Annotated in this window: 12 protein-coding genes and 1 pseudogene; 5 read left to right on the forward strand and 8 right to left on the reverse strand. The window is 64.4% G+C overall.

Annotated features, from left to right (window positions below):
- Nucleotides 1-137: 137 nt before the first annotated feature.
- From K288_RS46375 to K288_RS0123870, 3 genes are all read right to left on the reverse strand, one after another.
- Entirely contained in the window at nt 138-608 is a 471-nt protein-coding gene (locus K288_RS46375; RefSeq protein WP_084799711.1) for an SgcJ/EcaC family oxidoreductase, read from the reverse strand.
- 65 nt (nt 609-673) lie between these two features.
- Nucleotides 674-1,132 carry a cupin domain-containing protein gene (locus K288_RS0123865; protein WP_027581829.1) on the reverse strand — a complete coding sequence of 153 codons (459 nt, stop codon included), beginning with the start codon at nt 1,130-1,132 and terminating at the stop codon, nt 674-676.
- 457 nt (nt 1,133-1,589) lie between these two features.
- A complete protein-coding gene (locus tag K288_RS0123870; protein ID WP_201449715.1) occupies nt 1,590-2,246 on the reverse strand; it encodes a helix-turn-helix transcriptional regulator in 657 nt (218 codons plus the stop codon).
- 183 nt (nt 2,247-2,429) lie between these two features.
- Between K288_RS0123870 and K288_RS0123875 the strand changes: the two genes are divergently transcribed.
- Complete coding sequence (locus tag K288_RS0123875) at nt 2,430-2,774, forward strand: DUF952 domain-containing protein (protein WP_027581831.1); 345 nt, start codon at nt 2,430-2,432, stop codon at nt 2,772-2,774.
- Nucleotides 2,771-3,868: a quinone-dependent dihydroorotate dehydrogenase gene (locus K288_RS0123880; protein WP_027581832.1), complete on the forward strand. Its 1,098-nt coding sequence runs from the start codon at nt 2,771-2,773 to the stop codon at nt 3,866-3,868. Before K288_RS0123875 ends, K288_RS0123880 begins: the two co-directional genes overlap by 4 nt.
- An 88-nt stretch (nt 3,869-3,956) precedes the next feature.
- Here K288_RS0123880 and K288_RS0123885 read toward each other — a convergent pair whose 3' ends face one another.
- The 5 genes from K288_RS0123885 to K288_RS0123905 form a co-directional block, all read right to left on the reverse strand.
- Complete coding sequence (locus tag K288_RS0123885) at nt 3,957-5,285, reverse strand: MATE family efflux transporter (protein ID WP_027581833.1); 1,329 nt, start codon at nt 5,283-5,285, stop codon at nt 3,957-3,959.
- A 4-nt stretch (nt 5,286-5,289) separates the two neighbouring features.
- On the reverse strand, nt 5,290-6,024 hold the full coding sequence (locus tag K288_RS0123890; RefSeq protein WP_027581834.1) for an MBL fold metallo-hydrolase: 735 nt from the start codon (nt 6,022-6,024) through the stop codon (nt 5,290-5,292).
- Nucleotides 6,025-6,041: 17 nt separating this feature from the next.
- On the reverse strand, nt 6,042-6,347 hold the full coding sequence (locus K288_RS0123895) for a DUF6460 domain-containing protein (RefSeq protein WP_027581835.1): 306 nt from the start codon (nt 6,345-6,347) through the stop codon (nt 6,042-6,044).
- 100 nt (nt 6,348-6,447) lie between these two features.
- Nucleotides 6,448-8,307 carry an ATP-dependent DNA ligase gene (locus K288_RS0123900; RefSeq protein WP_027581836.1) on the reverse strand — a complete coding sequence of 620 codons (1,860 nt, stop codon included), beginning with the start codon at nt 8,305-8,307 and terminating at the stop codon, nt 6,448-6,450.
- On the reverse strand, nt 8,304-9,344 hold the full coding sequence (locus tag K288_RS0123905) for a ligase-associated DNA damage response exonuclease (RefSeq protein WP_043160538.1): 1,041 nt from the start codon (nt 9,342-9,344) through the stop codon (nt 8,304-8,306). Before K288_RS0123905 ends, K288_RS0123900 begins: the two co-directional genes overlap by 4 nt.
- Nucleotides 9,345-9,478: 134 nt before the next feature.
- Here K288_RS0123905 and K288_RS0123910 point away from each other — a divergent pair, with 134 nt between their 5' ends.
- From K288_RS0123910 to K288_RS0123920, 3 genes and pseudogenes are all read left to right on the forward strand, one after another.
- Nucleotides 9,479-10,405 (forward strand): methyltransferase domain-containing protein, encoded by a 927-nt coding sequence (locus K288_RS0123910; protein ID WP_027581838.1) that lies wholly within the window; start codon nt 9,479-9,481, stop codon nt 10,403-10,405.
- A 250-nt stretch (nt 10,406-10,655) separates the two neighbouring features.
- Complete coding sequence (locus K288_RS0123915) at nt 10,656-11,882, forward strand: ABC transporter substrate-binding protein (RefSeq protein ID WP_027581839.1); 1,227 nt, start codon at nt 10,656-10,658, stop codon at nt 11,880-11,882.
- Nucleotides 11,883-11,972: 90 nt separating this feature from the next.
- Nucleotides 11,973-12,232: pseudogene (locus tag K288_RS0123920) on the forward strand (IS110 family transposase); the annotation flags it as partial.

Here is a 12,232-nt window from a genome sequence, read left to right on the forward strand (position 1 = left end):
CGCCAATGTTGCAAACGCGCGAAGGTTCTCATCGCAAGCTTTTGAACGGTCCGAAGCGAAGACGCCGCACGGCGTGATCGCCACCAAAGTACGGCAGCTAAAGTGCTACGGGCGTCATCACCCGAAGGGTCTGTGAGCTATTTCGGAGGCGATGGCATCGCCGAGGAATGGTGGTCGACGATCAGCCAACGCTCGCCGTTCTTGACGTAGGTGAAGCTGTATCGCGCGGGCAGGCTCTTCGTCTCGCCATCCTTTGTATAGGAGAAGGTGTAGTAGCCGGTATTGACCGCCGCATTCCCGTACACGCGGATCAGCTGATCGCCGAAGGCGACCTTGAGACCGGGCAGAACCTTGAACGCAGTCACGAAATAGTCTCGTAGCGCCGCCCGGTCGGATCGCACGGTCGGTGACAGCGTGCCCCAGAGCACGGCGTCGTCCGAGTAGAGGGGTAACACCTTTTCGGGATCGTCTTCGCCAACAGCCTGCCCCCATGCCAGGGTTGCGGCCGCCACGTCCGCTTTCGGCTCGACCAAGGCGCTAGAGGAGAACGATACTGACACGATGCAGAGCGCAAGTGCTGCGCTCGCAAGCTTTGGAGAAAACCGCATGACATCCTCCCTTGCGAATACCGGACAGATAAGTGTCCGCGTGAGACAGTCTCTTATGCGTGTGGCTACTGTTTGCGCGGATCGTCAGCTGGATTGATGTAATCGATGCCACCTGGGCCGACAAATTGAACTTGAAGTACCCCTTCCTCGCTTCCGGTCCAAGCGTAATGTGGGTGTTTTGCGGGGTACACCCATAACGAGCCTGGCTTCAGGAGATCGCCCTTCTTTTCGAATTTTTCGCCATGGCTGGTGCCGACGTCACCGCTTATGATTGTAACAACTTCGGAATAGGGATGGGCATGAGGAGGCATTTGGAAATTAGGTGGAAACTTGATGCGTAAGATGACGACCTCACCCGCTTTCGTGGGATCACCAACCAAAGTGGCAATCTGAACGCCCTTCGGAAAGGCTGGATTGTCTTTCCAAACGAGCGTATCGGGCATCACCCGGACCGCAGTATTTTGCGCCGTTGCCGGAACAGAGAGCGCAATCAAACTGGTCGCCGTTAGCAGTAATTTGTTCATGCGGGTTTCTCCCAAGCTGTCTGCAGAAGAGACGCAAATCGCACTGCGCGGTCAGTGTTGAAACTAGCTCGAAGCTGCGCTGTTGGGTGCCTCACACGAGGAAAACTACATCATCAGGGATGGGCGAGCCATAAGTCAGAGACATTGACTTAAGGTTGCGAGGGGAGGCTGTCCGCTTGGGGTCATTCGCTGCGAGGGCGCGCCGCGGGCAGACGTGGCCATGTCCACCATCCGCCGAAAGCGGGAGCAATTTAGATCATGATCCAACTAGACGGAATCGGATCATGATCTCATCTCTTTGTTTGAGCATGATCTTTTCGGAAAACCGATTTCCACCTTTCCGAATCGTGCTCTCGTGGATTGGTGGATCCGCTACGGATGTGATCAAGCATCGAGGGCGCAGCGCTCGAAACCTGGTTGGAGCAAGCATGTCCGGGGCGGTCTGGCCGCGCTGCCGTCATTGCCGCACCCACACGATCCTTGCAATCCAGGCCACGTCGTCAGCGGCGAGCGTGCGATCGGCCTCCGCCGGATTGAGCGACTGCAATTCGAGCGTCTTCGCCGTGCGGCGTTTGCACTCCTTCACTAGGACCTCGCCTTCCTTCGTTCGCACCACCACGCGGTCGCCGCGGCGGATCGGGGTGGACGGAGACACCATGACGATGTCGCCCTCGCGGAAGACCGGCCGCAATGTATCGCCGGAGATTTCGAGCGCGTAGGCATGCTCGTCGGGAATGGTCGGCAGCGCCACCTCGTCCCAGCCTTTGCCGGTCGGGAAGCCGTTGTCATCGAAAGCATCGGCCGCTGCCGCATTGGCGAGGCCAATCAGCGGCACCGAGGGGCCGCCGCGGCCGCCGCCATCGCCGATCAACTGCACGAAAGTGTCGATGGATACGTTGGTCGCGGCCAGCGCCTTGGCGACCGATTCGGTCGAAGGCCAGCGTTCGCGGCCATCGGCGGTGATGCGCTTGGACTTGTTGAAGGTCGTGGGGTCCAGCCCGGCGCGCCGGGCAAGCCCGGAGGGCGACAGTCCGGCGCGCTCGGCAAGCCGGTCCAGCGCGGCCCAGACCTGGCCATGGGTGAGCAGGCGCGAATGCTTGGGCGGTCTGACCATCGGAATTCCGCCATTCGGATTTAGGAATTATTGCCGGAACCCGCGGCTTTCCGCAAATGTCCCCAATCGGCCCTGCTCTGGTGCTTGAGTTGCGACACGGCCGCCGATACGTTCCGTGGCTGGCCCGGCCAGCTTCGGGAAAACCCCAACAGACTCAAGCGACAAGCATGGGACACCGGATAGGTGCGCACGATCTATAAAATCAGCCCTGCCTCCGCCTGGCGCGAGGCCGAGCGTGCCGGGGTGTACCGGGGTAGTGCCGACGATCTGCGCGACGGTTTCATCCATTTCTCCACCGCATCCCAGCTCGACGGGACCGCGCGGAAGCATTTTTTCGGCCAGACCGGCCTGTTTCTGATCGCGGTTGACGCCGATGCGCTCGGCGACGCCCTGCGCTGGGAGCCCTCCCGTCACGATGAATTGTTTCCGCATCTCTATGGCGAGCTCGATCTCGGCGCGGTTACCGCGGTCTACGACCTGCCGGCGCGCGCGGACGGCACGCATGCGATCCCGGAGACGTTACCGTGATCCGCGCCTTCGATGCCGTCTCGCTGCCGCTCTTGCGCTGGCTCGATCCGGAGGACGCCCACCGGCTCGCGATCCAGGGGCTGCGCTTCCTGCCCCCGATCCGCCAGCGGCTGGATGACCCGAAGCTCGCGGTGCGGGCATTCGGACTGAATTTTCCCAATCCCATCGGCATGGCCGCAGGCTTCGACAAGAGCGCGGAGGCGCCTGATGCGCTGCTCAAGCTCGGCTTCGGCTTTGTCGAGATCGGCTCGGTGACGCCGCTGCCGCAGGCCGGCAACCCGAGACCGCGGCTGTTCCGGCTCGAGCGGGATGAGGCCATCATCAACCGCATGGGCTTCAACAATGACGGCGCGGCGGCCGTGCTGCGGCGGCTTGCGAGCCGCGCGCATCTTTCCGGCATCGTCGGCGTCAATGTCGGCGCCAACAAGGATTCGCCGGACCGTACCGCCGACTACGTGAAGCTGATCGAGACCTTTGCTCCGGTCGCGAGCTATTTCACCATCAACGTGTCCTCGCCGAACACGCCGGGCCTGCGCAATCTGCAGCAATCGGCCGCGCTCGATGACCTGCTGGCGCGGGTCATCGATGCACGCGAGCGGGTGCGGAAGAATGCCGGCGACTCGCCGGTGCTGTTGAAGATCGCGCCGGATCTGAGCCTCGCCGAGCTCGACGATGTCGTCCACATTGCGCGCTCGCGCCGGGTCGACGGCATGATCGTCGCCAACACCACGCTGGCGCGGCCCTCGACCTTGCGCGAGCAGGCCCGCATGAAAGAGCAGGGCGGTCTCTCGGGTCGGCCGCTGTTCCGCCTGTCGACGCGGATGGTGGCGGAGACCTATGTGCGCGCGGAGGGCGCGTTTCCTCTGATCGGCGTCGGCGGCATCGACTCCGGCGGTGCCGCGCTGACAAAAATCCGCGCCGGCGCCAGCCTGATCCAGCTCTATTCCGCGCTCGTCTATAAGGGCCTCGGCCTCGTCGACGACATCAAGCGCGATCTCTCCTCGACGCTGCTGCGCACCGGCCGCGATTCGCTGTCCGAAATCGTCGGCGCCGATGCCGCCACCATCACGGCCGAAGACTGGCCGGTACGGTAATGGCCGTAGCCCGGGTGAAGCGCAGCGCAACCCGGGAAGTCGCTCTCCGTGGATACAGAACCCCGGATTACGCTGCGCTCCATCCGGGCTACGATTTCGCGAACGACGCCCTGAACAGCGCCGGATAGCGCAGCGCTTCCAGTCCGCCGCGCGCGGCGTAGTGCACCAGCAGCGCGGTCCACAGCCCGGCATTGCCGAAGGGACGCAGCAGGAACCAGGCGGCGAGGAAGATCACGAGCGACAGCACCATCAAATTGCGCATGTCGCGCGCCCAGGTCGCGCCGATATAGACGCCGTCATAGGCGAAGGCGAACACTGCCAGCAGCGGCGACAGGATCACGAACAGCAGGAACGCGCGTGCGGCCTGCCGCACCTCCGTGTTCGCGGTCATCACGTCGATCAGCGCCGGCCCGAACAGCGCGAACGCCGCCATCACCGCGAGCGCGAATACGAAGCCCCAGACAATCACCAGCCGGACCGCGCCGGCAAACGCATAGCGGTCGCGCGCGCCATAGGCGCGGCCGCAGAGCTGCTCGGCGGCGTTGGCGAGGCCGTCGAGGAAGAAGGCGCTGACCAGCAGGAAATTGTTCAACACCGCATTCGCTGCCAGCGTAACGTCGCCGGCCCGGGCGCCTTGCGCGGTGAAGAACAGGAACGCCGTGATCAGCGCGGCGGTGCGGATCATGATGTCGCGGTTGACCGCGAGCATCCGCATCAGTTTTTCGCGCGCAAACAGCATGCCGGGCGGGATGTCGAGCTTCCCTCCCGTAAGGCGCCGCGCAATGAGGATGCCGAGCAGGAGCCCGGCCGCTTCCGCGATCACAGCGGCGATCGCCGCGCCCGCGATGCCGAGATCGAACACCAGCACCAGCAGCATGGTCGCCGCCATGTTGACGACGTTGATCGCGATCTGCGTCGACAGCGCCAATGTCGCCCGCGCCTGGCCGATCAGCCAGCCGAGCACGACGTAATTGGCGAGCGCGAGCGGCGCCGACCAGATCCGGATCAGGAAATAGGTCTTCGCGGCGGCGGTGACGCCCTCGCTGCCGCCCATCGCGGCGAGCAGGATCGCCGAAAGCGGCGCCTGCAGCACGATCAGCGCGGCGCCGATGATCGCCGCGACGATGAAGCCGCGCACCAGGATCGCGCGCAATTCCTGCGTCTCGCCAGCGCCGAGCGACTGCGCCGTGAAGGCAACCGTGCTCATGCGCAGGAACGCGAACAGCCAGAACATGCAGTCGAACAGCACGGAGGCCATCGCGACGCCGCCGAGCAGCGCGGCATCATCCAGCCGTCCGATCGCGGTGGTGGAGACGATCCCGATCAGCGGGGTCGTCAGGTTCGCGACCATCGCGGGACCCGCGATGGCGAACACCTGCTTGCTCGTGACGTCAGTGCGTGGGTTTGGTGCGTGCATGTTTCTAGAACACGACCACCATGCCGTCGCTGGCAGTGGTGTAGGGGAGCTTGTCCACGCGGTCGAGCATGTCATCGCTCATATGGGTCAGCACCAGCCGCTTGGCGCCGATCTCGGGCAGATGCGCTTCCAGCGTCGTCAGGCTGAGGTGGTTCTTGACGATCTTGTCGTAGGTATAGGCTTCCGCGATGAAGAGGTCGGCGTCGCGCGCCGCCGGGATCAGCGTCTCCGTCCATTCGGTGTCGGCGCTGTAGCTGATGACGCGGCCCTCGGCCTCGACGCGGTAGGCCAGGAATGGTCCGCCGGATTCGCCGTGCACCACCGGATACGGCGTCACCGTCACCGCGCCGAAGCTGCGGCTTTGCTCGGGCACGAGCGGAACGACGGAGAGATCGAAGCGCTGCTTCGTTTTCGACGAATTCTCGAACAGCGCTTCCATCACTTGGCTGAGCCGCGTTTCGATACCCTGAGGCCCCGCGATCACGAGCGGCCGGCTGCGCCGCGAGAACTGCGCATCGAGCAGGAAGAATGGCAGGCCGGCGAAATGGTCGCCGTGGAAATGCGTGATCAGGATGAGATCGATCTCATCGCGCGCGATCTCGAAGCGCTTCATGGCCGGCAACGAGGACGCGCCGCAATCGATCAGGAAATTGACGCTGGTGCCGGTGACGTGGAAACAGGTGTTCGCGCGGCCGCCGGAGCCGAAGGCGTCGCCGCAGCCGACAAATCGCAGTTGCATCGCCCCGCTCGCGACAGCTAGCGGCCGCGCGGCGTGCCGAACAGCCGCGACAACAGCCAGACCGGGATCACGATCACGGCGCCGAGCAGGAAATAGCGCCACAGCCAATTGATGGTGTCGAAGCCGAGGTCCCACAATCGCTGGAACAGCAAGCGGATGCTGTGGATGATGTTCCAGGGATCGAAGCCGATGGCGGCGAGCACGACGCCGACCAGGATCGACAGCAGGATCAGCCGGAAGGCGACCGACAGCGGCGAGCCGCCGAGAAAGCGGTACAAACCGTCACTCTGGCTGGCCGGCAGGTCACGGACGTCATCAGGCATTGCTGTCTCCTCGCGGGGTCTGCATCCGCATTATAGGCAAGGCGATGCACATGGGGAACCCGCGCCGCGCCGTCAATGCTTGTCATCCACGGCTGGAACCTTAATTCGCCGTCACGCTCTTCAGCATCCGCTCCAGCGTCTCCAGCCGGTCGGCTTCGCGTGGCGGCTTGTCCCAGCGCAATCGGTTGATGCGCGGAAAGCGCATCGCGACGCCGGATTTGTGCCGCGGTGAACGCTGCAGGCCCTCGAAGGCGACTTCGAGCACCAGGCCCTGGTCCGGCTCGTGGACGACATGGCGGACGGGTCCGAATTTCTCTGTCGTGTTGCGGCGGACGAAGCGGTCGATCTGCAAGAGTTCCTCGTCGGTGAAGCCGAAATAGGCCTTGCCGACCGGCACCAGCTCGTCGCCAGCATCGCCATTGGTCCAGACGCCGAAGGTATAGTCGGAATAATAGGACGAGCGCTTGCCGTGGCCGCGCTGGGCATACATCAATACCGCGTCGATGATGTGCGGATCGCGCTTCCACTTCCACCATTGTCCTCTCGGCCGTCCCGGCAGATAGGGCGCATCGCGCCGCTTCAGCATCACGCCCTCGACCGCTTCCGCATCGAGCCCCGCGCCGGCGCCGGCAGGATCGGCGCGCGCAGCGGTCAGTGCGTCCCAGTCGGCGAAGGGGACGGTCGGCGACAGGTCGATGCGCGGATCGGCGAGCTTCTTGATGAAGGCTTCCAGATGCGCGCGGCGCTCCTCGAACGGCAGTTCGCGCAGATCGTTCTCGTCGTCGCCGAGCAGGTCATAGGCGCGCAGATGGATCGGATAATCCTTCATCAGTTTCGGCGAGACCACTTTTCGATTGAGCCGCTGCTGCAGCACGTTGAAGGTCTGCACGCGGCCCTCGCGCAGCACGAGCAGCTCGCCGTCGATCGCGCCGGGCAGATGCAGCGACGGCAGCAAATCCGGAAAGCTCCTGGTGATATCCTCGCCACTGCGCGAATAGAGCCGCGCCTGCAAATACCCGCGCTCGTCGCGGCCGGAGACTGCCTGCACGCGGATGCCGTCCCATTTCCATTCGGCGATGAAATCAGCCGGATCGAGGCCGGCGAAATCCGCATCCTCGATCGCATGCGCCAGCATCACCGGGCGGAACGGCGCCGGGTCGCGGTTGACGGGCTTTTCGGCACGGCCCTCCAGCCACGCGAACAGATCGAGATAAGGCGGCGCGAGCCCCGGCCACATCAATTCGATCTCGTGCGGATCTTTCTCGCCAAGCGCCGCGGCCGCGGTCTTCGCCAGCCGCGCCGAAATCCCGATCCGCATCGCGCCGGTGACGAGCTTCAACAGCGCCCAGCGCCCGGTCTCGTCGAGCTCGTCCAGCCAGCGCGCGAGCTGCGCCGGCAGTTCGGTCTTGCCGAGCGTGCGCAGGGTGGTGACGACCTCGGTGAGGGTAGGAGGCGGGGGATTGTTGTGCAGGTTGCGAGGTCGAGATTCACTTGGCGAGCCGAGCCCGCGGTACCCCCCTCCCTGCCCCTCCCCCGCAAAGGGGGAGGGAACGGAGAGAGCGGAGGCTGCGGTGGCATTATCGTCGGTGCGAGATGTTTGCGCAGAACTCCGCTGCGCTCCCTCCCCCCTTGCGGGGGAGGGCTGGGGAGGGGGGTAGCCCGGAAAAGACTCGTCATGATTGTTCGCGTGCCTCGGCCACATCAGCGCCACGGTCTCGGAGAGATCGCCGACGTAGTCATAGGAGAATCCGAACAGCACCGGGTCGGTGCGCTCCATGATCAGGTCGCGGATCAGGCCCGGCTTGGCGTGCTTGAACGACAGCGCGCCGGTGAGTGCCGCCAGCGCATAGCCGCGGTCGGGATCCTCGGTGTCGCGCAGATAGGCCGTGAGCAGTTTGAGCTTGTTGTTGCGACCGGGCTCATAGGCGAGGCGGTCCAGCAGTTCGGCGAAACGGTTCATGCCCCGCCTTCCTCGCCCTCGAGCACGACCTCGGTCTCCTCCTCGTCGCCATAGCCGACGAGATCGAGTGGCCGCGCGGCAAGCCCGCGTGACTTGCACCAATGCACCAGCGCGTCTTCCTGGCCGTGCGTCACCCACACCTCGCCGGCGCCGGTGGCGCCGATCGTCGCGGTCAGCCCGTCCCAGTCGGCATGGTCAGAGATCACCAACGGCAGTTCGACGCCGCGCTGCCGCGCGCGGGCGCGCACCCGCATCCAGCCCGAGGCAAACGCGGTGACCGGATCGGGAAAGCGCCGCGTCCAGATGTCGGAGGTCGCCGTCGGCGGCGCCAGCGTGATGGTGCCGGCAAGCTCGGCCTTCTTCATGCCGCGCACCGGGCGCAGCTCGCCGAGCGCGATCCCGTGGCTCCCGTAATAGCGCGTGATCTTCTCCATCGCGCCATGCAGACAGATCGGCGCGTCGTAGCCGGCCTCGCGCAATAGCGCGATCACGCGCTGCGCCTTGCCGAGCGAATAGGCGCCGACCAGATGCGCGCGCTCCGGAAACAGCGCCACCGATGCGAGCAGCTTCCTCACCTCGTCCGCCGCATCGCCATGCCGGAACACCGGCAGGCCGAAGGTCGCCTCCGTGATGAAGACGTCGCAGGGCACCAGCTCGAATGGCGCGCAGGTCGGGTCCCGCGCGTCCTTGTAGTCGCCGGAGGCGACGATGCAGAGGTCCTTGCAGGAGACCGCGATCTGCGCCGAGCCCAGCACATGGCCGGCGGGATGGAATTTCACCGTGACGTCGCCGAGCCTGATCTCCTCGCCGTAACGAACCGCCTGCGTCGAGCCGGCGAAATTGTCGCCATAGCGCAGCCGCATCATGTCGAGCGTCTCCTGGGTGGCCAGCACCGCGCCATGGCCGGCCCGCGCATGGTCGGAATGGCCATGGGTGATGACCGCGCGCTCGACCGGGCGGACCGGATCGATATGGAAGCCGCCCACCTTGCAGCAGAGACCGGCGGCAACTGGCATCAGGATGTCTTGGGGACGCATCCCATCCATATAGGCAGTGTGGCCACGATGTTTAACCATCTCACGCCGCCCTTGACCCGCGCCTCCATGTCCCGGAAAAGTCCGATTTCGCCGCCGCGGCCGAACCCGGCCATGACCAGATGGTTCCTTGAAGGATGCTTGGACGTCTATTCCTGTCCTCCGGCGATCTCGTCGCCGACCGTCGCTATGAATTCGCCCGCGATCTGCAAATGCGGGGCGATCTCGCCGCCGCCGCCGACCTGCTCGAACAGGCGATCGAGCTCGCACCGCATTTCGTCTCCGCCTGGTTCGTGCTCGGCGAAATCCGCCAGGAGCTCGGCGAACGCGAGGCGGCGATCATGGCTTTCCGCCGCGCCCGCGATGACGATCCGGAAGATCATCACGGTGCCAGCCTGCATTTGATGCAGCTCGGCGCCGAAGGATTGTCCGACATGCCGAAGGCTTATGTGCAGGCGCTGTTCGATCAATACGCGCCGCGCTTCGACGAGGCGCTGCTGCGCGATCTCGGCTATCGCGGCCCGTCGCTGTTGCTGAAGGCGGTGCTCTCGACGCGCGCTGCCGCGAACAAGCCCGCCTTTTTCAAGCGCGGCATCGATCTTGGCTGCGGCACCGGGCTTGGTGCTGCGGCCTTTGCCAGGAACGTCGATCGCTTCATCGGCATCGACCTGTCGCCGGGCATGATCGAGCAGGCGCGCGCCACAGGTCACTATGCCGAGCTCGAAGTCCAGGACATGCTGAACGGCCTGCGCGCCAGGGACGACGCCAGCGCCGATTTCATCCTCGCGGCGGATGCCATGGTCTATGTCTGCGACCTCGCATCTGTGCTGGCCGAGGCCGGACGCGTGCTCGCGCCCGGCGGCGTCGTCGCTTTCACCGTCGAGACGCATGATGGCGAAGGCGTCGTGATCGGCGAGGGGCTGCGCTACGCGCACGGCGCGCCCTACATTCGCGCCGCGATCGAGACCGCAGCCCTGACACTGTCCGCATTGCAGGCCGCCTCCACGCGCAAGGAAGGCAAGGTGCCTGTCCCCGGTCTGGTCGTGGTCGCCAGCAAGATGTGAGGGCCGTAGGGCCGTAGCCCGGGTGGAGCGCAGCGTAACCCGGGATCGCTCGCAGACGTGGAGACAGATGTCCCGGGTTGCGCTGCGCTTCACCCGGGCTACGACATCGGACAAAACTTGAGTCTAGGCGCTACCAGTTCCACCATACGGAAATGCGCTGAGCGGCATTGCGTCGCAAAGCGATAAGTTCGGTATTGCCGAGCAAAGCGGAATGTTGATCATTGTTGTCGTCTAGGGAGAGACAACAACAATGAAAAGGCAAACCAGGCGCGAGTTCTGCGCCACCGCCATCAGTGCGTTCGCCGCGTCCACCTTGCCCGCGCCCTATCTCTGGGCCGCCGAGAAGAAATATGATCCGGGCGCCAGCGACACCGAGATCAAGCTCGGCCAGACCGTGCCGCATTCCGGCCCCGGCTCGCTCTACGGCGTGCTCGGACGCGTCGGAGAAGCCTATTTCCAGATGCTGAACGAGAAGGGCGGCATCAACGGGCGCAAGGTCAAGTTCTTGACCATGGACGACGCCTATAGCGCGCCGAAATGCGTCGAGGCCACGCGCCGCCTGGTGGAGCAGGAGGAAGTGCTGGCGCTCTACGGTTCGCTCGGCACCGCGCCGCAGACCGCCGTGCACAAATATCTCAACTCCAAGGGCGTGCCGCAGTTGCTGCTCAACACCGGCGCATCGAAATGGAATGACCCGAAGAATTTCAAATGGACCATGGCTGGCCTGCCGCTCTACCCGACCGAGGCGCGCATCCTGGCCAAGCACGTCGTCAGCGTGAAGCCGGAGGCGAAGGTCGGCATCCTCTACCAGAACGACGATTTCGGCCGCGATTTCCTGGGGCCCTTCAAGAAGGTGCTGGCGGATGCAGGCGGCAAGGCGCAGGTGATCATGGAGCAGACCTACGATCTCACCGATCCGACCGTCGATTCCCAGCTCATCAATCTCTCGAAGTCAGGCGCCGACGTCTTCTACAATATCAGCACCGGCAAGGCGACGTCGCAGTCGATCCGCAAGGTCGCCGAGCTCGGCTGGAAGCCGCTGCATCTGTTGTCGGCGGGCTCGACCGGCCGCTCGATCCTGAATGCCGCGGGCCTCGAGAACGCCGCGGGCATCGTCGCGATCCGCTACGCCAAGGAAGTCGGCGTGCCCCGCTTCGAGAAGGATCCGGACGTGCTCGCCTTCGAGGAACTGCGCAAGAAATATCTGCCCAATGTCGATCCTGATAACACCATCGCGTTCGCCGGCTACGGCCAGGTCGCGAGCATGGCCGAAATCCTGCGCCGCTGCGGCGACGACCTCACCCGCGCGAACGTGCTGAAGCACGCCACCACGCTCGCCGGATTCCACTCGCCTTACTTCCTCGACGGCGTCAATTTCAGCTACACGCCCGAAGACTACACGCCGATGAAGACGCTCTACATCTCGATCTTCAACGGCAAGGATTGGGACATCTCCGACAAGCCCGTGACGGAGTAGGGCATCTAGCAAGCTGTAGATTCCATGGGGCGGTGAGCGTGGCCTTTCCGATAGGTTTGGGTTTCCACACTCGAACCCTCGGAGAGTCAGATGCAAGCATCGACCGTAGACACGCCCACCACCGGCCATAATGGCACAATTTTCGTTGCGATCGAACTCAGTCAGAAGACGTGGCTGGTGACGCTGCACAGCCCGGATCGGGATCGGATGTCGCGCCACAAGCTCGAGGGCGGCGCTCATGTGGGGCTGCTGGAGTTGATTGAGAAGGTCCGCAGCCGGGCGGCGGAGAAGCTCGGATCGGTGCCGCGTGTGGTGAGCTGCTACGAGGCCGGCTACGATGGCTTCTGGCT

The sequence above is a fragment of the Bradyrhizobium sp. Ai1a-2 genome (assembly GCF_000426245.1).
Taxonomy (GTDB): Bacteria; Pseudomonadota; Alphaproteobacteria; order Rhizobiales; family Xanthobacteraceae; genus Bradyrhizobium.

Excerpts from the sequence above, each read along its gene's own strand:
- K288_RS46375 (WP_084799711.1), bottom strand. The coding sequence starts at position 608 with ATGCGGTTTTCTCCAAAGCTTGCGAGCGCAGCACTTGCGCTCTGCATC.
- K288_RS0123865 (WP_027581829.1), bottom strand. The coding sequence starts at position 1,132 with ATGAACAAATTACTGCTAACGGCGACCAGTTTGATTGCGCTCTCTGTT.
- K288_RS0123870 (WP_201449715.1), bottom strand. The coding sequence starts at position 2,246 with ATGGTCAGACCGCCCAAGCATTCGCGCCTGCTCACCCATGGCCAGGTC.
- K288_RS0123885 (WP_027581833.1), bottom strand. The coding sequence starts at position 5,285 with ATGCACGCACCAAACCCACGCACTGACGTCACGAGCAAGCAGGTGTTC.
- K288_RS0123890 (WP_027581834.1), bottom strand. The coding sequence starts at position 6,024 with ATGCAACTGCGATTTGTCGGCTGCGGCGACGCCTTCGGCTCCGGCGGC.
- K288_RS0123895 (WP_027581835.1), bottom strand. The coding sequence starts at position 6,347 with ATGCCTGATGACGTCCGTGACCTGCCGGCCAGCCAGAGTGACGGTTTG.
- K288_RS0123900 (WP_027581836.1), bottom strand. The coding sequence starts at position 8,307 with ATGAACCGTTTCGCCGAACTGCTGGACCGCCTCGCCTATGAGCCCGGT.
- K288_RS0123905 (WP_043160538.1), bottom strand. The coding sequence starts at position 9,344 with ATGCGTCCCCAAGACATCCTGATGCCAGTTGCCGCCGGTCTCTGCTGC.
- K288_RS0123910 (WP_027581838.1), top strand. The coding sequence starts at position 9,479 with ATGCTTGGACGTCTATTCCTGTCCTCCGGCGATCTCGTCGCCGACCGT.
- K288_RS0123915 (WP_027581839.1), top strand. The coding sequence starts at position 10,656 with ATGAAAAGGCAAACCAGGCGCGAGTTCTGCGCCACCGCCATCAGTGCG.